Source organism: Neobacillus sp. DFD-2R (genome assembly GCF_057747865.1).
Map to the genome: position 1 here is coordinate 3,046,964 of NZ_CM173228.1, position 22,536 is coordinate 3,069,499.

19 protein-coding genes, 2 pseudogenes and 1 riboswitch are annotated in these 22,536 nt (G+C 36.9%); of the genes and pseudogenes, 5 read left to right on the forward strand and 16 right to left on the reverse strand.

The annotated features are described in order from the left end of the window. Positions 1–285 precede the first annotated feature (285 nt). Positions 286–1,689: a glutamate decarboxylase gene (gad, locus tag AC3ANV_RS15340; RefSeq protein ID WP_488309587.1), complete on the forward strand. Its 1,404-nt coding sequence runs from the start codon at positions 286–288 to the stop codon at positions 1,687–1,689. A gap of 225 nt (positions 1,690–1,914) precedes the next feature. Here the strand turns inward: gad and AC3ANV_RS15345 are convergent, their stop codons facing one another. From AC3ANV_RS15345 to AC3ANV_RS15360, 4 genes are all read right to left on the reverse strand, one after another. After that, a complete protein-coding gene (locus AC3ANV_RS15345; RefSeq protein ID WP_488309588.1) occupies positions 1,915–3,018 on the reverse strand; it encodes a threonine synthase in 1,104 nt (367 codons plus the stop codon). Between the two features lie 73 nt (positions 3,019–3,091). Further along, positions 3,092–3,466: a RidA family protein gene (locus AC3ANV_RS15350; protein ID WP_488309589.1), complete on the reverse strand. Its 375-nt coding sequence runs from the start codon at positions 3,464–3,466 to the stop codon at positions 3,092–3,094. 10 nt (positions 3,467–3,476) lie between these two features. Beyond that, positions 3,477–4,127 (reverse strand): helix-turn-helix transcriptional regulator, encoded by a 651-nt coding sequence (locus AC3ANV_RS15355; protein ID WP_488309590.1) that lies wholly within the window; start codon positions 4,125–4,127, stop codon positions 3,477–3,479. A gap of 123 nt (positions 4,128–4,250) precedes the next feature. Continuing rightward, positions 4,251–5,129 carry an AraC family transcriptional regulator gene (locus AC3ANV_RS15360; protein ID WP_488314240.1) on the reverse strand — a complete coding sequence of 293 codons (879 nt, stop codon included), beginning with the start codon at positions 5,127–5,129 and terminating at the stop codon, positions 4,251–4,253. 124 nt (positions 5,130–5,253) lie between these two features. Here AC3ANV_RS15360 and AC3ANV_RS15365 point away from each other — a divergent pair, with 124 nt between their 5' ends. After that, positions 5,254–6,198 (forward strand): DMT family transporter, encoded by a 945-nt coding sequence (locus AC3ANV_RS15365; protein WP_488309591.1) that lies wholly within the window; start codon positions 5,254–5,256, stop codon positions 6,196–6,198. A gap of 221 nt (positions 6,199–6,419) precedes the next feature. Further along, complete coding sequence (locus AC3ANV_RS15370; protein ID WP_488314241.1) at positions 6,420–6,578, forward strand: YczF family membrane protein; 159 nt, start codon at positions 6,420–6,422, stop codon at positions 6,576–6,578. Here AC3ANV_RS15370 and AC3ANV_RS15375 read toward each other — a convergent pair. The 7 genes from AC3ANV_RS15375 to AC3ANV_RS15405 form a co-directional block, all read right to left on the reverse strand. Further along, positions 6,575–7,681 carry a GerAB/ArcD/ProY family transporter gene (locus AC3ANV_RS15375; protein WP_488309592.1) on the reverse strand — a complete coding sequence of 369 codons (1,107 nt, stop codon included), beginning with the start codon at positions 7,679–7,681 and terminating at the stop codon, positions 6,575–6,577. The two genes, AC3ANV_RS15370 and AC3ANV_RS15375, sit on opposite strands and share 4 nt — an antisense overlap. Positions 7,682–7,709: 28 nt before the next feature. Next, positions 7,710–8,918, reverse strand: coding sequence for a Ger(x)C family spore germination protein (locus AC3ANV_RS15380; protein WP_488309593.1), 1,209 nt, complete (start codon positions 8,916–8,918; stop codon positions 7,710–7,712). Between the two features lie 17 nt (positions 8,919–8,935). Then, on the reverse strand, positions 8,936–10,522 hold the full coding sequence (locus AC3ANV_RS15385; protein ID WP_488309594.1) for a spore germination protein: 1,587 nt from the start codon (positions 10,520–10,522) through the stop codon (positions 8,936–8,938). Between the two features lie 192 nt (positions 10,523–10,714). Beyond that, positions 10,715–10,864, reverse strand: a complete 150-nt coding sequence (locus AC3ANV_RS15390) for a hypothetical protein (protein ID WP_488309595.1) — start codon at positions 10,862–10,864, stop codon at positions 10,715–10,717. A gap of 85 nt (positions 10,865–10,949) precedes the next feature. Then, complete coding sequence (locus AC3ANV_RS15395) at positions 10,950–11,390, reverse strand: hypothetical protein (RefSeq protein WP_488314242.1); 441 nt, start codon at positions 11,388–11,390, stop codon at positions 10,950–10,952. Positions 11,391–11,733: 343 nt separating this feature from the next. Then, complete coding sequence (locus AC3ANV_RS15400; protein WP_488309596.1) at positions 11,734–12,516, reverse strand: TerC family protein; 783 nt, start codon at positions 12,514–12,516, stop codon at positions 11,734–11,736. Between the two features lie 479 nt (positions 12,517–12,995). Further along, the gene (locus AC3ANV_RS15405; RefSeq protein WP_488309597.1) at positions 12,996–14,003 is read right to left on the reverse strand and encodes a patatin-like phospholipase family protein; all 1,008 of its coding nucleotides are present in this window, start codon (positions 14,001–14,003) and stop codon (positions 12,996–12,998) included. A gap of 279 nt (positions 14,004–14,282) precedes the next feature. Here AC3ANV_RS15405 and AC3ANV_RS15410 point away from each other — a divergent pair, with 279 nt between their 5' ends. Further along, positions 14,283–14,723 carry a YaiI/YqxD family protein gene (locus tag AC3ANV_RS15410; RefSeq protein ID WP_488309598.1) on the forward strand — a complete coding sequence of 147 codons (441 nt, stop codon included), beginning with the start codon at positions 14,283–14,285 and terminating at the stop codon, positions 14,721–14,723. 190 nt (positions 14,724–14,913) lie between these two features. Here the strand turns inward: AC3ANV_RS15410 and AC3ANV_RS15415 are convergent, their stop codons facing one another. From AC3ANV_RS15415 to AC3ANV_RS15425, 3 genes and pseudogenes are all read right to left on the reverse strand, one after another. Next, positions 14,914–16,050 (reverse strand): ATP-binding protein, encoded by a 1,137-nt coding sequence (locus AC3ANV_RS15415; RefSeq protein WP_488309599.1) that lies wholly within the window; start codon positions 16,048–16,050, stop codon positions 14,914–14,916. Positions 16,051–16,877: 827 nt separating this feature from the next. Continuing rightward, a pseudogene (locus AC3ANV_RS15420) lies at positions 16,878–17,315 on the reverse strand (transposase); the annotation flags it as partial. A 340-nt stretch (positions 17,316–17,655) separates the two neighbouring features. Next, complete coding sequence (locus AC3ANV_RS15425; protein ID WP_488309600.1) at positions 17,656–17,787, reverse strand: hypothetical protein; 132 nt, start codon at positions 17,785–17,787, stop codon at positions 17,656–17,658. 709 nt (positions 17,788–18,496) lie between these two features. Here AC3ANV_RS15425 and bcaP point away from each other — a divergent pair. Then, the gene (bcaP, locus tag AC3ANV_RS15430; RefSeq protein ID WP_488309601.1) at positions 18,497–19,915 is read left to right on the forward strand and encodes a branched-chain amino acid transporter BcaP; all 1,419 of its coding nucleotides are present in this window, start codon (positions 18,497–18,499) and stop codon (positions 19,913–19,915) included. Between the two features lie 295 nt (positions 19,916–20,210). Here the strand turns inward: bcaP and AC3ANV_RS15435 are convergent, their stop codons facing one another. Both AC3ANV_RS15435 and AC3ANV_RS15440 read right to left on the reverse strand, forming a co-directional pair. Continuing rightward, positions 20,211–21,713 carry a malate:quinone oxidoreductase gene (locus AC3ANV_RS15435; RefSeq protein WP_488314243.1) on the reverse strand — a complete coding sequence of 501 codons (1,503 nt, stop codon included), beginning with the start codon at positions 21,711–21,713 and terminating at the stop codon, positions 20,211–20,213. A gap of 272 nt (positions 21,714–21,985) precedes the next feature. Beyond that, a pseudogene (locus AC3ANV_RS15440) lies at positions 21,986–22,066 on the reverse strand (aldo/keto reductase); the annotation flags it as partial. 321 nt (positions 22,067–22,387) lie between these two features. After that, a riboswitch (SAM riboswitch) is annotated at positions 22,388–22,486 on the forward strand. Positions 22,487–22,536 lie beyond the last annotated feature (50 nt).

Genomic DNA, 22,536 nt, shown 5'->3' on the forward strand with positions numbered 1-22,536 from the left:
TATTGTGCCTCTTAGCCTATCCGTTAGTCTGACTCCGACGACCCACGGTGTACATCGACTGTCGCCCTTATACCGGTAGCACTCATGGGAGATTAATCCTTTTTCTGGTCGTTGCGTCAGCCAATTCTATATTTTTTATAGAAGGATGGTACTTGATTATCTGTCAACTCAATAATGAACACTCAGAAGGCTCAGCAAATTTTTACATGATTTAATAGTATTTAGCTGAATAACTAGCATCAGAATTAACGGACGTGTTACACACGTTGGAGGAGAGGATACTATATGCCACAATGGCACCCGAGTCGCGATCATATGATGTTGCCACACGAATTTTCTGTGAATCCGCTGTTTGCTCGCGAAGGAGAAATGGTCGTTCCACGCTTTCGCATGCCTGATAATGGCATGTTACCCGAAACAGCGTATCAAATAGTCCATGATGAAGTTTCTCTAGATGGCAATGCCCGTCTGAATCTCGCAACATTCGTTAGCACATGGATGGAGCCTGCTGCAGAGCGCTTATATGCCGAATCATTCGACAAGAACATGATTGACAAGGACGAGTATCCGCAGACAGCGGCGATAGAGGACCGATGTGTCCGTATTTTAGCCGATCTTTGGCATTCGCCCGACCCACTTACTACGATGGGGGTTTCAACGACAGGATCGTCGGAAGCGTGTATGCTCGGTGGGCTTGCGTTAAAGCGACGTTGGCAAAAAGCACGCAAGAGCCAAGGGAAGCCGACTGAACGACCAAATATCGTGTTTAGTTCAGCTGTCCAAGTCGTTTGGGAAAAATTCGCGAACTATTGGGATGTTGAACCACGTTATGTGAATATTACCCTGGATCATCCTTATTTAGATCCCGAAGGTGTTCTAGCTGCCGTGGACGAAAATACGATTGGTGTGGTGCCGATTCTTGGTGAGACCTATACCGGGGTTTACGAACCGGTCGCAGAAATTGCGAAAGCTTTGGACGATTTACAGGAGAGAACAGGACTCGACATTCCGATGCATGTGGATGCTGCTTCGGGGGGATTTATTGCTCCTTTTCTTCAACCGGATTTGGTCTGGGATTTTCAATTACCGAGGGTGAAGTCCATCAATGTTTCCGGGCATAAATATGGATTAGTCTACCCTGGTCTGGGATGGGTGATATGGCGGGAAGCTGAAGATCTCCCTGAGGATCTCATCTTCCGCGTGTCCTATTTAGGCGGGAACATGCCGACTTTTGCCTTGAATTTCTCTCGTCCCGGCGCACAAGTACTCCTGCAATATTACAATTTTCTGCGTTTAGGCAAAGACGGTTACTATAAGGTGCAAAAGGCATCTCAGGCAATAGCACATTTTCTTAGCAAGGCGATTCAGGAGATGGAACCGTTTGAACTATTTTCCGATGGTTCGGATATTCCGATATTCGCTTGGCGACTGAAAGATGGGTACACATTAAACTGGAATCTTTATGACTTGTCTCGACAATTGCGGACGTTTGGCTGGCAAGTGCCCGCTTATCCCTTGCCCCCTGATATGGAAGATGTGACGATTATGCGAGTTGTGGTTCGAAACGGATTTTCCATGGATCTGGCTCATTTGTTCTTGATGAATCTCAAACAGGCCGTTGCATTTCTGGATTCCTTGGACGGGCCCATACCACATGATACGAAATATGACAATGGTTTTCACCACTAAGCGCACTATGTGCAAAAGTGGTACTTTACATGGGATCGCAAACATTTTAACATAAAAACCATGTAATACATTTTTTGAAAACAAAAAGCCGTTTTCTCCTACACTAAGGAATAGCGGCTTCTTTTTATCTTGTTTGTCGAAAAATGTATTCAATCAACCTTTCCAAAGTCACTTCTAAACGTAGTAACAAGCAATTGGAATCCTGCCGCTAGCTTATTTTCACCGTTATTTTGATTTAATTCCTGCACCACAAAGGGGTATTATAATTTTTTCTTCCGGTACCTTCTTATATTTTAAATAACCTGCATAGTTGGCAGCTGTTGTTACTTCAACATAGAAACCTTTATCAGCTAGCATTGCCCGTGCACTCAGTATTTCATCCTCTTTAATGTCAATAAATAAACCATTTGTTTCACGTACAGCTTCTAAAATTTGTCTTGAACGTGCTGGGGCTGCAATGGCAATACCTTCTGCTAAAGTACCTTTATTGATAACAGGTTCAGCTGTTTCTAGCCCATTTTCGTAAGCACTCATAAGAGGTGCACAGTTTGCGGCTTGGATTGCAACAATCTTCGGCATTTTTTCAATTAATTTGTTTTCGAATAACTCTTTAAAACCATAGTACGCACCAAGGACAAGTGTACCATTACCAACTGGGATGATTAATGCATCTGGCACTCCTTTTAATTGCTCGTAAATTTCATAAGCGTACGTTTTCGTTCCTTCATAAAAATAAGGATTATACACATGACTTGCGTAAAAAATTTTTTCTTCGGCTACTGCTTTTTGTGCCGCAGCTGCAATCTCCTCTCGTGTCCCATGAATTTCTTTAATCGTTGCACCATGTGCTTTTACTTGAGCAATTTTTTTCGGTGATGTTTCATCACTTAGATAAATATCGCATGCAATTTTACAACGTGCTGCATATGCTGCAATCGCCGTTCCTGCATTCCCACTACTATCAGCAATAACTTTTGATACCCCTAATTCTTTCGCCTTCGTCATTAAAACAGCGGCTCCTCGATCTTTAAATGATAATGTAGGCATCATATATTCAACTTTCACATACGTATTTGGCTCTAGAGGATCTAAAACGATTAAAGGAGATTGACCCTCCCCCATTGTAATTGATTCCCACGTCTTAGAATCTTTTGCGAATGGCATGGTTTCAAAATAACGCCATAACGAGTTCGGATAGTTATTCCATGCTGTCACATCAATTTTGGGTGTCTCTTTTCCTATATCTAATACGCCGCCACATTCACATTTCCATAAAGTTGGTGTAATATCATGCTTTTTTCTACAACTGTTACAAATATACTGTTCCATCTTTTATCGTCCCCTTCAAATATTTTTTTATATAAAATAGATTTTTTTATACGAAAAGGGTAAAAAAATATAACTAAATATAGCCAATTGCCTCAATTTCAATTTTAAAACCAAAATGTAATTCATTAGTTGGGACCACAGTACGTGCTGGTTTATGCTCACCGAAGAATTCTTTATAGACAGCATCTACTTTGTCCCATAATTTCACATTTGGAATGTATAATGTCATCCGTAATATTTGCTCTTTTTTACTTCCGGCTGCTTCTACTATCATTTCCACATTTTTAAGTGCTTGTAATGTTTCTTCTTCAATGGTGCCAAATTTCTTTTGGCGTGTTATTGGATCGATTGCGAATTGACCTGATACATAGACTATATCGTTATGAACTGTTGCTAGAGCGTAATGTCCATTTGATTTTAAATTTCCTACCTCAAAAATGCTTTTCATTGAATTCCCCTTAATTCGAATTATTTTTTATTTCATCCAAATAACTATAAACTGTCACTTTGGATATGCCTAATAAAGAAGCAACCTTCTCAACAGAACCTCTCATTAAAAAAATGCCTTTTTCGTCCATAAATCGAATTAATTCAATCTTTTCATGGCGTTTCATGACTGGATGTACACTGTTTTGAATGATTTGTTGAATCAGCTGATCGACTATTTCTTCAACATTTTCAATAGCAGCATCTGCTTTTTCTACACTCTCATGAACCTCAACTTGTGTTGAAAGAAAGATATTCATAAATTGTTGCATTTGATTTAGTGCTTCAACATCAAAATTGATGCAGAAAGCGCCAATAACATTTTGCTTGGAATCACGAATTAATGAAGTGGAAGAACGAATCGTACGCTTGTCTTCTGTTACAAATGTATAACCTGCTAGGTAATCTTCTTTAAAATCTTCTGATCGTAATACAGTCTTCACTAGGTGATCAAATGATTGACCGATTTTTCTTCCTGTAACATGGTTATTTACTGTAAACATTACTGAGCTTTGAGGGTTCGTCAAATCATGAATAACGACTTCACAGTTTCGTCCAAACATTTTTGCAGTAGATTTGGCTAAAGGGATAAAACTCTCTAATACTTTCTTACTTTCTTCCATGTCTAACTACCTCAATTTTTTTAAAAGTCCATATGATTGTATAATTTTTTATATAAAAAAGCAATATATAGACTTTTTTATATAATTTTGATCCATTTTCTCTTTTTTAATTGTGCTATTAGATCAGCCATTTTTATATTTTTTGTATGCTAAAGGTGTCATGTTCATCGACTTTCGGAATTTATCGATAAAATAGCTTGTACTATTAAATCCTACTTGATAAGCAACATCTGTGACATTAGAATCTGGTTGTTGTAGTAGAACTAGGCTTTTTTGAATTCGATAATCCGTTACGTAATTTAACGGTGTTTTCTTTAAAATTCGTTTAAAATATCGACAGCATTCGGAACGGCTCAATTGCCCAGCTCGTGCAATATCGTCTAACATGATTTTCTCCGCATAATGTAGATGAATCCAATTTAACATTTGCTTCATTCTCTTGCTCTTTAACATTTCTGTCTGTTCGTACTCTAATTGAAAACCATTTAAAATTAAGTTTTGCCAAATTAACGTTAACTGCACAGTGATGTTAATTTCATAGTATGGTGACTTTTGTTGAATCAATTGATTAGTTTTTATAATGGCATCTAAAATGTTTTTCCCCCAAAGCTCCTTGGGATCTAAGTGTAAGTAAGGCAAATTAGTCGCTTGAATATAGGGATTTACATAGGTTGTATAGAGTTCTTGTGATAAGACGAAATGAGGCAAAACATTTAAACAGATATAGGCACAACCCGACTGACTCTTTTCTACCGCCATGTGCAGGCAGCCACTATTTATAAAAAGCCCCTCGCGTTCTCGAACTTCTATTTTTTCTTCATTTATTTGGAAGAGTGCTTCTCCTTTGATTATCAGGACAAATTGAATTTCATCATGCCAATGAAGTGGTATATATCCATTTATATTTTGGTTGATTGTTGTTTCGTAACAAGCAATCGGTAATACTAATGTACGATGCTCTGTTAGCTCTTTTAAACTTTGGTCAACCATAAAATTTTTTATTTGCAAATTACCACCTCAATATATTTATATTTTTTCATCCAATTTAGGTATTTTTTCAGGGATTTTCCTCTTATTATTACAATAATATAACACTATTTATATATTTAAAGGTGGAAAATTAATTATGAACAGAAGAAAAGGATTATTTCTCGTTATATCGGGAGCAATGTTTTGGGGTATTGGTGGCACGGTTGCAAAAAAGCTTTTTCAACAATATGGGATCGATGTAAATTGGCTTGTTACGACACGATTACTTATAGCTGGTATTTCCCTCTTAGCAGTTCAATTATTTGGAAAAGACCGTTCTCAGATATTCGGTGTCTGGAAAAATAGAAGGACAGCTGTTCAACTTATTATTTTTGGGTTGATCGGTATGCTTACGGTTCAATACACTTATATGGTATCCATTAAACATGGGAATGCTGCTGTTGCAACGCTATTACAATACTTAGCACCTGTCATCATTATCATTTACTTAATTATACGCAAACAATCTGTCCTAACACGGCAAGATTTGTTAACAGTTTCTCTTGCTTTAGTTGGTTGCTTTTTCTTATTAACAAACGCTTCCATCTCTCAACTTTCTGTGCCGACAATTGCAATCGTTTGGGGTATTTTATCCGGACTAGCGCTAGCATTTTATACTTTATATGCAGTTCCATTACTGAAGCAATACAATTCCCTTGTCATTGTTGGCTGGGCGATGATTATCGGTGGCTTTGCATTAAGTTTTATCCATCCACCATGGCAAATCGACTTTACTAGCTTAACACCAGAAGCCTATTTCTACTTAGGCTTTGTTGTCATATTTGGTACAATGATTGCATTTTGGTTTTATATAGAAAGTTTACAAAGTCTATCACCTAAAGAATCAAGTCTTCTAGGTAGCATAGAGCCACTGGCTGCTGTTTTAACAACGGTCTTTTGGTTAAAAGAACCCTTTGGATTTTTCCAATGGGTGGGTACAGCCTGTATCATTGTAATGATATTATTGTTGGCTTTGAATAAAAAGTCTTCTTCAAAGACTAACCAACCTCCTAAAAATGAAGAGCCCCTTAGAGTTAGTTGATTAGAGGGGCTTACTTTATACAGATAGATAAGGGTTTGTCCTCCTAGGAAAGGAAGGTTGATTCAAAAAAACATGGAAGCTTTACATATCGTTCCTGTTAACAGCAATAATGAAAACATCCTCAATAAGTTATACTATGACAAACAGGAGGTTTCTTTTGCATGAAATCATTCTTCATTTTTATTTCTATTCTTATACTGAGTATTAGTTTTGCTGTTGCTATGGACTTGTTTTTAGGTCAGACCATTTCTCAATGTTGGCAGAACTTAAATAACCCGTTTTGGTTGATGGATTCAACGGAATTATCCACCACTTTAATAATAATTTCAATATGGCTTTTAAAGCCTATGATTATGTTTGTGAAAAAGAAAATTTATTAAATATTTCGTAATCGTTGACTAAATTTTTTCCGAATCACAGCTATAAGCAGAAGGAATGCGGGTATGATTTCTCCAAAAAGAGGAAATATGGTTTTGAGTGAGAAATTTCCCTCCTCCAGATGTCCTGAAAAATCAAATGCAATCATACTAGAGGAATAGAGAATGATAATACCGATGGGGGCTACCATTTTCCTATAATCTTGTAGGTTAAATAAAACGGTTGTCCCCATAACGGCTGCATAATAAAAAACAGCGATTTTGAAAAAGTTGCAAATAATTAAGGTTAAAATAACAATTAAATCCAGATGTTGGATAAACTCCCCAATATTTATTTTGCTAATCATTGTTAACAACGGAAAGGATGCCCGGCCTGCAATGTCAGCACCGAGTACTGCTATATCAAGTGCGATCGTATAGCTTAATACCAATCCGCTAAAAACTACTGCCCAACATCCCGTTTTCACAGCTTTATTGTCATTCTGTAACATTGGAAATAGCATAGCAAAGCAAACCATTTCTCCAAAGGGGAAAGATAATGTTTGACTATAAAATGTTGTGAAAACCGGTTTCCATCCATCGCGGAGTATAGGTAATAAGTTATTTATATTAATAACTCCAGCATACATGAGAAGGAGATTGCTTATAAGCCCAAGACATACAACCAGTACCAAATAGATTTGAGCTGTTCTGACTAAAACTTCAATTCCCCTATAAAGAACATACGCGATTGTTACAATTATCGAGAGGTTAATAATCAGCAATGGTGTTTGATCTAATATGGCGCTCGTGAGAATTTCCCCCCCATCTCTCACATCTCTAGCTCCACCATAGATAAAAAAAAGGATATACAGTAAACTTAACGGCCATCCTATATATTTCCCTAAAATAGTTTGGATAAAGCTGATAAGCGGCTGCTGTGGATAGATACGAAAAAGAGAACAGTATATAAAAAAAAGGATTACCCCGCCTGCTGCCCCAAAAAGAATGGCCAGCCAAGCATCCTTCTTAGCCTGTAGCCCTAAACTGACGACAAGAGCCGTACCAAAGTTAAACAAAACAATGAGAGAAAAAAATTGACCGGCACTAATTTTTGCTTTTTCCATCTTTTACATATCTCCATTTCACTTTTATCTATTCCGTTTCACTGAAAAGATATGGGATAGATCTCATCCCTGGGCGTCTGATTCTTGTTTCGACATGGACTTCTACTTTGGATTCTGCAAATATGTCGCCCCAGTCCTTTTCGATTTTTTTCCATTTTTGTTTGTTTGTTCGTTCTAATGCTTCCCCAAAGCTAAAAATATCTGTGTGATTTCTTTGTGCTTGTACTATTGCTTTTTGTACTTCCTTTCGCGTTTCTTGCGCCCATTTTTTTTCTAACTTTCTAATTTCTTTAGATTTTTTGAGATCAATGGCACAAAATATTTGTCCTATACTTCCCTCCTGTTTGACAAATAGCTGAATGGTAGGAAGATGATTTCCTATCCTAGTCTTAATTTTAGCTTTTGACCGACTGACTTCAATACTAAGTCCCTTTTTGTTCTGTTTACAGTCGATACTAACAGCAGATCCTTTCAACTTATTATTAATCACTGCAGCACCTCGAGCTGCCTCATCATTCAACCATCCAACTAGCTTGCCGCCTTTAAGCATACCTAGACCGCTAATTTTTATAACTGTGCCCGGTGTCACTGTTTTTATAGCTGATTCCTTTGATCCTGATTGAGCACCCTTTATCAGCTGAACTCCACTAATTACAGGCCCGCCCCCTTTTCTTAATACTCCCCGTATTACCTCATCAAGTTCAACACTGTAGCTTTTAGACAATTTATTGATCATTGTATCGAGCTTCCCTTTTATTGCAAGTGCCGGGACTTTTTCTATAGGTGTAAGTGTTTTAAGGACTTCTTCCGCTTTGGTACTTCTAGCTATAAGTAAATTTGATGTTAAACGTCCTTCATCATCTCTTTCAAAAAAATCTAAAATACCGTCTATACCTTCTTTTGCTAACTCTTCTCCGACTATAATAATGTTTATATGAGAAATCATTAACTGTCGGGGTGATTCTTCCGCCGCATTGCGGAGTGCTTCGAATATCGTAGAGCCAGAACTACTGTAAACCGTTATAGGTGTTGTTCTTCCAGTCCCTGTTTTTCCCGAAACTTCTGTTGGATTCACCACTTCATACGAGACATGATATTCCTCCTTTCCCTTTGTTTTATCTAACCCTATGGCCATTACAAGAGCTATTCTATTTAACTCACGTTGATCCCAACAGCCCGTAAGCAATGCTGTACATACAGATAACAAGCAGAAAAGACTGAAAAACCTACGTTTCATCTGCATTCCCCCTTGCTTTATTTCCTTGGTTCCCTAGCCGGCGATTTGAACTTATCTGTTTGTGTATTCCCTGCATTTGTTTGACTAGTCGAACGAGAGTGTGTTACATAAGACTTAAAAGGAGCACGAATAAGTGTATCCTTTTGGCCTTTCAAAGAAAAAGGGGTGAAAGGGGCTAAATAGGGGATACCGAAGGAACGCAAACTATTCATATGAGCGACTAATAAAATCATCGCTAATGTTATTCCGTAAAAACCAAGAAGCGCTGATATAATCATTAAAGGAAAACGAATCATTCTTGCAGCAATGGTTAAATTGTATGCAGGTATCGCGAAACTCGCAATCCCTGTTATCGCAACAACGATTACCATTAATCCTGTGACAATGCCTGCTTCCACAGCGGCCTGTCCTAATACAATCGCTCCCACAATAGAAACCGCTTGTCCGACTGCCCGAGGCATTCGAATACCAGCCTCACGTAGTACTTCAAATGTAACTTCCATGATCACAGCCTCGATCAAGGCAGGGAACGGAACACCTTCCCGTTGAGCCATAATATTAATGAGAAGAGAGGTTGGAAGCATTTCCGGGTGATAGGTAGTGACTGCAATGTAAATGGCTGGTCCCAGCAATAAAATAAAAAAACTTGAATATCTAATAACTCTCATTAAGAAAGTAATATCAGCTCGCTGATAATAATCTTCCGTTGCTTGAAAGAACTGCGAAAAAACAGTTGGGACGATGAGAACGAATGGAGTACCGTCCACTAATACGGCTATTCTTCCTTCCAATAAGTTCCCGGAAACTGCATCAGGCCGTTCTGTATTATATATAGTTGGAAAAGGAGTAAAGGTTCGATCTTGAATAAATTCTTCAAGATACCCTGACTCTAGAACGGCATCAATTTGGATATCTGTTAGCCTCTGTCGAACCTCTTGTACAAGCTCTTCACCAACAATTCCCTTGATATACATAATTGCTACATTAGTCTGCGACACATTTCCAATTCTTATCTTTTCTAATCGCAGCTGTGGACTTTTAAGGTGTCTGCGGATAAGAGCAATATTGGTTGTAATGGATTCGTTAAAACTGTCCTTAGGTCCCCGGATATTAACTTGCGAGGTCGATTCTGTAATTGCCCTCCACTGACCACCTCTTGTACTGCCCGATATAGCTCCAGCATAGCCATCTATCAAAATGATTGTATCACCTGACAAAATAGAAAAAATAAGTTCATTCCAATCTTTTAGAATATTTACTTTTCCAATTGTTAAAGCATTATTTAAGATAAGATCGAATAAATGGTTAGAATCCAATTCTAATTTGCTGTCTGCCGTATCTACCATTAACGATCGTATTACATATTCGTTAACAGATTGCTCATCCGTTAACCCGGTTATATAAACAGCTCCAACTGAGACGTTTAGTGTGCCTCCAATCTGAAACGAACGAATAACGAGATCAGGGCTATCACCAATTTCCTGTTTTATTTTATGTAGCATATTTTCTAAATTAGGTTCTAGTGAGTATCCTTCTGTATCAAATTCCAGTCTATTTTTTTGCTCTGCCTTAGGTTGCTTATTTTTATTCCGCAAAAATTTCATACCATTTGAATACTCCTACTCATCGTTTTTATAACATATTATCTGTTTTACATATTTAGGTTATTCACTAAATAAATAACAGAAGCGAGTATACGGGAGAAAATCGTATTAGAATGAGGGAGTTATATAAACAAAAAGCCGGCATTACAGCCAGCTCTTCAAATATTACACATTATTAGTTGAAAGAAACGCCTAATCTTCCATAAAAATTCGTGCATAGTATTCCGTTTCTTCATCTAATTTGTTCTCTTTTCTCAATTCCTCAATAGTTTCTTTTCGGTTATCTTCAATGATTTGAAAACTTCCTGATACATTTGGTGTTTTCCCTTTGTTTTTATCCATACTTTCGCTCCTACATTTCGTCTTTCTTCTAAAACTTCTTTAACAGTAACCGTAATGCACTCAGTAGTTGGATAACTTTTTAACTTCACTTATCAAGTACACCGTTATAACCTTTCACTTTTTCAAAAAAATACTGGAATCCATACAATATATACGCTTTGTAGTGTATATATATAAAGAATTGAAAATAGTTTAACCGATTTAAACGAACAATTTTAAATTTTTTAAGAACAGGAATAAAGAGAAAAGCAAAGAATCCATTAGCAAAAACATTAAGTAACACAAACTTTTTAAAGTTTCCATACGAAAATTTAAGTATCCACAGAGAAAGAGGCATGTAAGGACCAATATCAAAAGGAAGTTCATCTCTTATAAATGATTTTGGTTTATCGTAAAACTTCCACCACTTCCTCTTATGTCCATTCAAATGATTTATAATTTCAAAAATAACTATAAAAACACCCGCTAAAGAATAACGTTTGATATTACGCTTACCTATAAATAACAACGAGAACCAGGGTATCAGTATTATAAATAAATTTAAAACTTAGTGCCTCGTTGAAGCCATATGTGAATTTCACCTCGACTTGAATTAGTACATACTTTTTTAAAGTATCCAAATATAATAAAAAAACTCCTTTTTAAGGAAGTCACAGACTTATTCAACAACCTAAACATATCAATTACATATTAAACTAACCTGTAGTTAGTGAATATAAACAAGGGATTGCACTGCAACCCCTTGTTTAGGTTTAGTAAGTAAAACTCGATGAATAGGAATACTAGATTTTGAATATTTAAGGTCAGTTTCCCAATAAATATGCTTTTTCTATTGAATTTCCCCTGAAGTACAATTTGCTGAAGTGTGGTTATGACACCTCGTGCTCTTTTTTCGCAATATCTTCTTCTTTATCTTTTGAGAAAAACCATCCGGCTGTTGCAATTGCAACTAATACAACATAGAAACCAACTTTCCACTCAGTCGATTTAGCAAACCCATCACTTAAAACGGAAAGTGCTGAATGTGACAGAGTGTAAACAACAAGTTTTACGCCAACCCATCCTACGATGATAAATGCTGCAATCTCCAAGCCGGGTCTTCTCTCTAAAAGCTGTACAAACTTGTTTGCAGCAAATCGCATAATTACTAATCCAATTAATCCACCGGCAAAAATAACTAGGAATTTTCCCCCATCTAGACCACCAACATTAGGAAGTGAGGTATCTGGGAGTACAACTGCCATTGCTACAGCAGCAAGGATTGAGTCTACTGCAAATGCAATATCAGCTAATTCTACCTTCAAGACTGTCGTCCAAAAGCCGCTTTTACAAACTTCTTTTTTCACGTTTTCCTTAACATTTCCTTTAACTACTTTCCGGAAAATATGATTCCCTGCCATAAACAGGAGATAAATGGCTCCTATCGCTTGTACCTGCCACACATCTACAAGGAATGAAATTACAAACAAGGAAGCAAAGCGAAACACAAATGCACCGGCTAATCCATAAAATAATGCCTTTTTTCTATCTTCCTCAGGAAGATGTTTTACCATAATTGCCAGTACTAAGGCATTATCGGCTGCTAAAAGTCCTTCTAATAACACCAGGAGCACTAAAACCCATCCATACTCCAGCAAAACAGTAAATTCCATTTCAATTCCTCCTCTAAAATAGTTATTTTTTTAAAAACCATGACCCTTTGGACAACAAAAAAGGCCTTTACCGATAGCGGTAAAGGCCCATAAAAATATAAATAGACCATTACCGTTCAGTAAAGGTCTTGCTAACAACATAAGTGTTGCCAATAAAGCCGGAGAAATACATCCTCGGAATGACGACTTTATTGTAGCAGCTACTCCCCTTTAAAAGGAAATATTTTATTAAAATTAATATACAACAGTTTACAGTTAATGTCAATTCAAAAACATTATTTAGGTGGTCTTCTGCTTCTTTTCTCGTCTTGGCTTAAATAAATGTCCTTATAAACAATTTATTAGCCCCCCAAAATTTTATGTAAAAAGAGAGTTGCTCCTGTAAACCCAAAATTAATTCAAGCCCCCGTTTATAAACGGGAACTCAAGGACAAAAGTATCGCCCTTTAAAACATTGATAGTAGGGATTTTTCCACGTTCTATCTGTGTCTACTTATTAGACTATCATCAATAAACTTTTTCGCTTGAGACACACCATTCTGGTAAAATTCACGGGTTTCCACAAAATATTCAAAGAACCCACGATGAATTGTAGGCTGAATGGTTTGCACTTTAATCGGCTTGTACTCTTTATACGGTTTATTTTCTGATTCTGGACGAACCAGCTTATTTCCGTGTCCAATAAGTTTATTAATCCGAGAAATATCATTAAGCTCTGCAAAAAGGGCATTTTTAAATAACATCTTCAATTTAAAGTCTTCGATATCAAAGAAGTTATCGATTGGGTCCAAAGATTTACCCAGTGGCGCTACTGTCACCAAAATAATCTCGTCGGCTACTACCAACGGAAACAAAACCGGATTATATTGATATGCTCCATCATATTCCCCTTTAAAGTCTCCATATTGCAGCAGCTGCAAACATGCTCTCACACCATCCGGAGTTATAGGTTTAACCTCATAATTTCCCCTCTTCTTTAATTCCACTGTATTTAGAGCACGTTCATTCACATACAAAACGGCCTGATCGTTATTAACATTATAGGCATTCATAATAATTCCCACTTCATCATTGGTGGAAAAAAAATTGGCGATATCATCAAAAAATTGTTGAGGAAATTCAGATTTGTAAATTTTGTTTGGGAAGCAGAAGTTAATCCATTCCTCCAATTTCAAGAAAGGCCAATTGTCACGCAATCTTTCAAAAATGTTTAGGTAATTAGGAGAAAATTTATTCGGAATGCCCAAGTATGCGTATTGCATGAATTTGAAAAAAGTGGGGATTCCATTTTCTTCGGATCTAAAATACTCTTCATAATGTTTTTCAATAGCATTAGGGTCTTTTTGCAAAAAATAATAAGCTGACAATATAGCACCGCTGGTAGCTGAAATCAAATCTGGCTTAACCCCCTCTTTTCGAAGCGTTTGAAGTGCCCCGGCCGCAAATGAGTTCATTCCCCCAATACCTTGTAGAGCTAAAGCTAACATAGTGAACCACTCCCAATTAAAAAAATTTTGATCTTATCTAATAATTCTTTACAAAGGGAGCAGATACCTTCTAGGCAATAATATTTACCATTAATCCAATCCCTTAAATGTGATGGTTCCAGAATCCGGATTATAAAGATAAGATGCCTTCTTATTAAAGAAAAGCGCTCTTAAATAGATTAACTGTTTTTTTTATGATTTTAGGTAAAACAGCTTCGTTTGACAAAAGCTAAATCTGCTATTATCATCAACTCGAACTTATTTACGGGAGTGATAAAGATGAAAATTTATGTTGATGCAGATGCTTGTCCGGTAAAAGATATTATTATCTCTGAAGGTACGAATGCTGAAATTCCGGTTATCCTTGTTACTAGCTTTTCTCATTTTTCTAATGCGGAACAACCATCAGGAGTGGAAACGATATATGTTGATTCCGGAGCAGATGCTGCGGATTATCGGATTATGAAGTTAGCTGAAAAAGGAGATATAATCGTTACCCAAGATTATGGTCTTGCTTCGCTAGGATTAGCAAAAGGATGTACGGTTCTTCACCATACCGGGTACAGCTATACAAATGAAAACATTGACCAATTATTACAAACACGTTATTTGAGTGCAATGGCTCGAAAAAGCGGAAAGCGTACAAAGGGGCCAAAACCATTTACAGCAGAAGCTAGGGAGAAATTTAGGGCACTTTTTAAAAGAGCAATTTCACGTTAAAAAAGAATCGTCCATTTTTAAGGAAACCCAGAAAAATAAGGAAAAAGCGATCCTTCGTTAATGAAGAATCGCACCCGTTTTAGTCCTAAGAAGTTTCTTCCTGTCCTGCTTTTTGCAGTATTACAGTAATGTTTTAAGTAAATATATCAAAGATATCATTATTTGGATGTTAGGCATATGCTCTTTCGCTTTAGGTTATCTGGGGTAAAAAAATAATAAATTCTGTCCCCACATCTTTTTCACTGTTCACTTGTATTTTCCCTTTGAAAGAACGGACAATTTGAAAACTTACCATCATTCCTAGTCCTGTTCCACTTTCCTTTAAAGAATAAAACGGAGATCCAAGCCTGTCAATTTGCTTTTTTGTCATACCAATTCCTTGGTCCTTAATGTTAATCTTTATATATCCATCATCAGTTGAAGTACATGTAATCCAAACAATTCCACCGTTCGGCATAGACTCTATCGCATTTTTCAAAATATTAATCAAAGACTGGTTTAATTTTTGAGAATTAGCATAAATCCAACAGTTATCAAGAATATCAGTTTTAATCTCAACATTATGGTTCAGGGTGTAACTTTGAATGATATTTACTACACGTTGTAATTGATAACCTATGTCGATTCTTTCGTTGTTATTTATTGAAGGTTTTCCAAAAGATAAAAAATCATTAATAATTTCATTTGCACGATCTAATTCTTCAATGGATATTTGGATATATTCCTTCTTCTTATTAGGCAAATCAGGCTCATCTAGAAGTTGCAGAAAGCCACGAGTAACTTGCATCGGATTTCTAATTTCATGAGCGAAAACACTTGTTAACTCACTTATAACTCGTAATTTCTCTGAGTTTTGCATCTCTGATCGTAGCTGGTGAATCTCCCTGATCGTTTCATTTAACATAATGAAGAACCAAGTAACTACCACTACAAAGATAAGATGAATAATCTGTACTTTAAGATACTCTATGGAAAAACCTCTTAGAATACCAAATAAAGTAAGACCAATAAAACAGTAGTAAAAGGAAAGACCCACCGCAATTTTAACCCTTTTATCTTTTTTCGAACTTGCAAACGATTTTTGAAAAAACAATATAGCAGGAAGTGATAAAAATAAGACAAGAACAGTATTATAAAATCCTATACTGATTCCAAAATAAAGTCGATAAAGTATGATAAGGGCTGATAGGAAGATGCTAGGCCAAAATCCGCCGTATAAGCTCCCCAATAATAGAGGAATAATTCTTAACTCCAAACGAGCATTTTGACCAAAACTCACTGGAAAGGACATGCAAAATAAGATTGATATTCCCCACAAAATGGACATTATTACGTCTCTATTTTTATCACTCTTTACCCTCTCCGTAATAAATGTAAAGTAAATAAATATGGGTATTACCATAAGCGTTAGTTGCAGCAAAAAATCCTTTATTATACTCATCTTCGTTACCTTTCATATTCTGTTCTAAATCCGAATCCTGCAATATAAGGACGATAATCATGTTCATGACTGTACCATTCAAACATCTATACTTTAAGAAAGAACCTAATTATATTAGTACTTATTCCATATTATACTTTAAAGTTATCATAAATTTGTCGACTTTTGTTTTTTCTTTAAAGTACACTGTAAATAAGATAAACATCACTCCTTCATCTTTTTTGATGACTGCTTTGTTATTTTTCCCAAAACACATATAGAATGATAGTTCTTATATAACGGCAAAATCGACTGTCCTACTGAGCGTCTTGGCACTTACTCAGATTGGACTTTCACCAATTAGCAGAACCGCTTACTTGGCACGCAAAATAAATAGACCGCCTAAAGACGATCTACTTGAATAACCCTAAAAAAACATCAGCTTAATTTTGAGGGAAAAGAGGACAGATTACTGTCCCCAGATTGTCGAGAAAGGGTATTTTTCTCTGCAATTTTTTATTTTGTCAGAATCTAAATACCAAATTTATTGATTCTCCCTGTTAATGTGCCTGTTGATTTCCGCTCCGGACACTCGCTTTCCGCGGGGAGGTCCTGGAGCCTCCTCGGCGCTTTTGGCGCCTGCGGGGTCTCCAGTGACCTCTCTATCCCGCAGGAGTCGAGTGCCCTCCGCTCCAATCAACAGGGAGGCAAATCAACCTAAAGTATTGCAACACACTTTTTCTAACTAAAACACGACCGACCACCATCTTGTGATTCATTGCAAGAAGAACAATCTCATCAAAAATCTCCTGAAAAATATTTGTTTCCTTAAAACGGTGTTGACGATTCCAGCTAATCGTAGAGTGATGAGGTACTGGATCCTTGAATTTTAGACCTAAAAACCAGCGGTAGGCAACGTTTGTTCTAATTTCCCTTTCTAGTTGACGTTCAGAACGAATGCCGTAAATATAACCAATAAACATCATTTTAAAAAGAATAAGAGGATCAGTAGGGCGCCCATTATCATCGCTGTAATAAGGACGGACCTTTTCAAGAAGAAACGAAAAATTAATATATTTATCAATCAAACGGAGAAGATGGTCATCAGGTACCAATTCATCAATAGAAACAAATTCATATTCACTTTGGCTAGACTTTTTTGGCTTAAACATTGAATTCTCCACTTATTTTTTTATTTATTAGTTGAACTGAAGGTCTGTATTGAAAACACTCTGTTGATTGGCGCGGAAGGCACGAAGACTCCTGCGGGAGTACGGGGCAGGGGAGACCCCGCAAGATCGAAGCGACGAGGAGGCTTCCCGTCACGCCCGCGGAAAGCGATGTGCCTGAGCGCCAATCAACAGACATGTTGAAACTGATATACTAATAATATTATATATACTAATAATATTATAACAATTTAACGCGGTGGATTGTTAAAGTAATTGAATAAAATAATTGGCTGCCGAGGGTTTTTCGACAGCCTGAGGACAGATTACTGTCCCATTTTAATTACTTATTTTGACTTTTTTGAGCTCTTAATGCTACTTTTTCAAGTCCATTTTCTCCCGCGATTTCTGCATCCCCTTTTGTTGGTAGTGCATTTTTATTATTCTTCAATTGGTTATTCTTACTTTTACCCATTTTTTCACCACCCTTGTCGTTTCATTTAGTCATTCCATCAAGGATGCCCACTATTATAAATACTCCATATTTAGATATCGGAGCAGTATTATTCATGTTTATTCGTTATCGGCACCCACGATTTTAGTTTGCTTTCTTTTTCATCTGCTATGCTATTTCATTTTCTTTAACTAAATTGTTTCGGTAGTACAGCAAAAAAAGGACCACCGCTGTAATCCTCTTGTCCTGAAGGGATATCTTATTGAAAATACACCATTAATGCGCAAATCGCGTATTTAGTTAAACGTTTACAAGATAAATTTATATAAAAAAATTTTTTTGTGTTCGATTCGCGAACATTTTTCTTTTTTAATTTATTTAACCATGCTATAATGAGTTTCGGAATAAAATTAAGATTTAAATAGTCGGAAAATTCACCAAATACCATCAACTTAATTTTTTCTTTGTATTCTGTATCCTTATTTGAACCTGTACTTGATAAGGTAAATAAATTAAGGAGCGTACTTTATAGAAGTAGCAGGATCAACCTTATAGCAGTCAATTTCATTTCATAAGTAATTTGTTTAGAAATAAAAGTAAATACAGTCAAAATCAAGCCTGCTAAATATGTGAAATTATTTACATTCTTTTATTGCACTGATTTCTATTATGAAATTGATTTTATTTAGATATAAATTAGAATCTCAACTTAGAAACAGGAGGACATCAAATGGACAAAATCTTTAGAAAAAAGCCTATAACCGATTTAATAGCTCAAAGCCAAAATAAAGAGCTTAAACGGGCGCTAAGCCTGCTGGATTTAATCCTTCTTGGAGTAGGCTGTATCATTGGAACTGGTATTTTCGTTATAACAGGCGTAATTGCTGCCCAAAGCGCAGGCCCGGCTATTATTCTTTCATTTATTCTGGCAGGTATTGCTTGTGCTTTGGCCGCTTTTTGTTATGCTGAATTTTCATCTTCCATACCGGTATCGGGGAGTGTATATACGTATACGTATGCTACACTGGGAGAACTTATAGCCTTTTTAATCGGCTGGGATTTAATGCTTGAATATGTCATTGCCCTTGCTGCTGTTGCAACAGGCTGGTCAGCTTATTTTCAATCATTAATTGCCGGATTTAATCTTCATGTTCCTGCATACCTCGCCTCTGCACCGGGTAGCGGCCATGGAGGAGCAGTTAACTTACCTGCTATGATTATTATTTTATTAATCACAGCTCTTGTAAGTAAAGGTGTAAAAGAAAGTACACGTTTTAATAACGTAATTGTTTTCCTTAAAATCGGAATCGTTTTATTATTTATTTTTGTAGGGATTAAATATGTAAAGCCGGCAAACTGGAGTCCATTTATGCCGTTTGGTTTCAATGGTGTTGTTACTAGTGCTGCTACTGTTTTCTTCGCTTATATCGGCTTTGATGTCATTGCTAATGCATCAGAAGAAGTGAAGCACCCACAACGGAATATGCCGATTGGAATTGTTGCTTCATTAGCTATTTGTACCCTCTTGTATGTTGTGGTTTCATTTGTGCTTACAGGTATGGTTCCATATACTAAACTGAATGTCGGAGACCCTGTTTCGTTTGCTCTTAACTTTGTCGGCCAAAATAGTATAGCCGGTATTATTTCAGTTGGTGCTATTTTAGGGATAACGACTGTCCTGCTTGCGTTATTGTATTCTCAAATCCGGTTAACCTACGCAATGAGCAGAGACGGTTTATTACCAAAAGTTTTTGCTAGTGTTCACCCCAAGTTTCATACGCCGTTTAAAAACACATGGCTTACCGGGTTTATCGCTGCAGGCATTGCTGGATTTGTTGACTTAACAACCCTTGCTCATCTTGTAAACATAGGAACATTAGCAGCTTTCACCCTTATTTCTATCGCTGTTATTGTATTACGAAAAAAACAACCAAATTTAAAAGCCGCATTCCGGGTGCCTTTTGTACCTGTTCTTCCGGCTATCAGCGCCCTTTTATGTATCTATTTATCATTGAACTTGCCTCGTATTACATGGATTTGCTTTGCAATTTGGATAACCGTGGGAACAATCGTGTATCTAATATATTCAAGGAAGCATAGCTATCTAAATAAGAGCGTTGACATGCCATTTGAAGAAAAAATAAGCTGATATTATAAATAACGGTTGAGGGCTTTTTACTCCATTGCGTTCGGGTAGTTGAGCAAAAATCATATTACTAAACACATGAATAACGCTATCCTTTTCTAGCATCCTAGAAAAGGAAGGCGTTTTTTATCTTAAAATTCTCTGTTTTTTCAATAAGAAAAAAGCGTCCTTTGTTATTGCGAATTTTAAAAAAAGAGAACCTTCATTCCAAAGAAAGATCAAAGGTTCTGTGTTTTATTTCCAATGATATTCTATTATTTACTCAATTTCTTAAACTTTGGTTTTTACATCCAAAGAATTAACTAAAGACCGGCTCTTTTTCGCTTAGACCAAGCGTCTCGGCTGTTGAAGTATGAATTTCGGTCAGAAGCTCAGGGTTTTCCATTAGTGACACGCCATAAGAAGGAATCATTTCTTTGATTTTCCGTTCCCACTCTTTCATTTGTTGCGGGAAGCATTTTTTGATTACCTCAAGCATAACGTGAACGGCAGTAGAAGCACCCGGAGAAGCTCCTAGTAATGCTGCAATCGAGCCATCAGCGGCAGTAATCACTTCCGTACCAAATTGAAGCGTTCCTTTGCCGCCAGCTTCCGTATCTTTGATAACTTGCACACGTTGGCCCGCTACTACTATATCCCAATCCTCGCTTTTGGCGTTCGGGATAAACTCACGTAACTCTTCCATGCGTTGTTCTTTCGATAACATCACTTGCTGAATCAGGTATTTTGTCAGTGACATCTCTTTTGCGCCTGCCGCCAACATAGTTAAGACATTATTCGGTTTTACGGAAGTAACTAAATCAAACATAGAACCAGTTTTTAGGAACTTTGGTGAGAAGCCGGCAAATGGTCCAAATAGCAACGATTTTTTATTTTCAATAAATCTTGTGTCAAGATGCGGAACAGACATCGGCGGAGCACCAACCTTAGCTTTACCATACACTTTTGCATGGTGCTGCGCTACAACATCCTGATTATTACACACCATAAATATTCCGCTTACAGGGAATCCCCCAATATGTTTTCCTTCAGGAATACCGGATTTTTGCAGTAAATGCAGGCTACCTCCCCCGCCTCCGATAAAGACGAATTTTGCAGTATGACGTTCGACAGTACCGCTATCGAGATTTCGCACTTTCAATTCCCACAAGCCGTCGCTAGTACGTTTCATATTCATAACACTATGCTGGTATTTTATCTCGACGTTTTTACACTTTAAGTGGTCAAACAACATGCGTGTTAAAGCACCAAAGTTGACATCCGTTCCAGAGTCGATCTTTGTAGCCGCAATCGGTTCATTCAATGTACGGCCTTCCATGATAAGAGGAATCCATTGCGTCAGTTTATCATGGTCGTCGGAAAAATCCATCCCTTGGAATAGAGGATTGTTCGACAGCGCTTCAAAACGTTTCTTTAAAAACGTTACATTTTGTTCTCCTTGTACTAAACTCATATGTGGCAATGGCATGATAAAGTCCTGTGGATTTTGTATCATCCTGCTGTTTACAAGATAAGACCAAAACTGCATTGAAACTTGAAACTGTTCATTAATTTTTATCGCTTTACTAATATCTACAGTTCCATCCGGTTTTTCGACCGTGTAGTTAAGCTCACACAGTGCCGCATGCCCCGTTCCCGCATTATTCCATTCGTTAGAGCTTTCCTCTCCTGCGTTTGCGAGCTTCTCAAACACTGTAATTTCCCATTCTGGTACTAATTCTTTCAAGAGTGTCCCTAAAGTCGCACTCATGATTCCGGCGCCAATTAAAATTACGTCTGTTTTAGTTTCCCTGTTGCTCATTTTTATCAACCTTTTCCCCTAAAATTTGCAGAAAAGTTGTAGGCATCACACCAAGCTAAGGCGCAACCAACATACACACCTTTTCTGTCTCAATATAACCAAATCATAGTGTATACAATTATTTACAGATAAAGATATCTACTATTATATGATAATTTTAAATTATTTAAAAGTAGGTAAAAAGTGAGAAGTCCGTCCACAAGGCCCAGGTACACACATTTGGTTTGCCCCTTCCAATGAACCGCCACCCTCTATTTTTCGACTCTACTTATGATAGCACGCCATGAACCATATACATAACCAAATGGTTGATGAATCAAATATAAATCTAAATAATCCTCTAGTAATTGTTCCCAAGTCGTTAGTGGAAGAAAAAAAAGGCTGTCGGAACATCTTACCTGTTGAATCTAAGCACCCATTAGTGGAATAACACAATAGATTATATACAATAAACTGTTCTTTTATTTTCTCTTTTGCCAATCTAATCTTCTTAATTAGACATAATTCGACAATAACAAGGAATACACTTTTTTCTTATGAAAAAATATGATTTGTCCTACATACTGAAAGTAAAAATATAAGCACTTCTATGAAAATTCTCACATTTTATTCGATTCCTGTTGACAGACTAGCAAAACAGGGATACATTATGTTTAATTTTAATATTTTGAATAATCTTATCCAGAGAGGTGGAGGGACTGGCCCTTTGAAGCCTCGGCAGCAGACTTATTTTAGTATGCCAATTCCAGCAGCGATTTGCTTAAAGATAAGAAGAGAATCAGTTACGATAACTTCCCCTTTTCTTATATTTGAGAAGAGGGTT

Coding starts and splice junctions, on each gene's coding strand:
- gad (WP_488309587.1), top strand. CDS start 286: ATGCCACAATGGCACCCGAGTCGCGATCATATGATGTTGCCACACGAA.
- AC3ANV_RS15345 (WP_488309588.1), bottom strand. CDS start 3,018: ATGGAACAGTATATTTGTAACAGTTGTAGAAAAAAGCATGATATTACA.
- AC3ANV_RS15350 (WP_488309589.1), bottom strand. CDS start 3,466: ATGAAAAGCATTTTTGAGGTAGGAAATTTAAAATCAAATGGACATTAC.
- AC3ANV_RS15355 (WP_488309590.1), bottom strand. CDS start 4,127: ATGGAAGAAAGTAAGAAAGTATTAGAGAGTTTTATCCCTTTAGCCAAA.
- AC3ANV_RS15365 (WP_488309591.1), top strand. CDS start 5,254: ATGAACAGAAGAAAAGGATTATTTCTCGTTATATCGGGAGCAATGTTT.
- AC3ANV_RS15370 (WP_488314241.1), top strand. CDS start 6,420: ATGGACTTGTTTTTAGGTCAGACCATTTCTCAATGTTGGCAGAACTTA.
- AC3ANV_RS15375 (WP_488309592.1), bottom strand. CDS start 7,681: ATGGAAAAAGCAAAAATTAGTGCCGGTCAATTTTTTTCTCTCATTGTT.
- AC3ANV_RS15380 (WP_488309593.1), bottom strand. CDS start 8,918: ATGAAACGTAGGTTTTTCAGTCTTTTCTGCTTGTTATCTGTATGTACA.
- AC3ANV_RS15385 (WP_488309594.1), bottom strand. CDS start 10,522: ATGAAATTTTTGCGGAATAAAAATAAGCAACCTAAGGCAGAGCAAAAA.
- AC3ANV_RS15390 (WP_488309595.1), bottom strand. CDS start 10,864: ATGGATAAAAACAAAGGGAAAACACCAAATGTATCAGGAAGTTTTCAA.
- AC3ANV_RS15400 (WP_488309596.1), bottom strand. CDS start 12,516: ATGGAATTTACTGTTTTGCTGGAGTATGGATGGGTTTTAGTGCTCCTG.
- AC3ANV_RS15405 (WP_488309597.1), bottom strand. CDS start 14,003: ATGTTAGCTTTAGCTCTACAAGGTATTGGGGGAATGAACTCATTTGCG.
- AC3ANV_RS15410 (WP_488309598.1), top strand. CDS start 14,283: ATGAAAATTTATGTTGATGCAGATGCTTGTCCGGTAAAAGATATTATT.
- AC3ANV_RS15415 (WP_488309599.1), bottom strand. CDS start 16,050: ATGTCCATTTTGTGGGGAATATCAATCTTATTTTGCATGTCCTTTCCA.
- AC3ANV_RS15425 (WP_488309600.1), bottom strand. CDS start 17,787: ATGGGTAAAAGTAAGAATAACCAATTGAAGAATAATAAAAATGCACTA.
- bcaP (WP_488309601.1), top strand. CDS start 18,497: ATGGACAAAATCTTTAGAAAAAAGCCTATAACCGATTTAATAGCTCAA.
- AC3ANV_RS15435 (WP_488314243.1), bottom strand. CDS start 21,713: ATGAGCAACAGGGAAACTAAAACAGACGTAATTTTAATTGGCGCCGGA.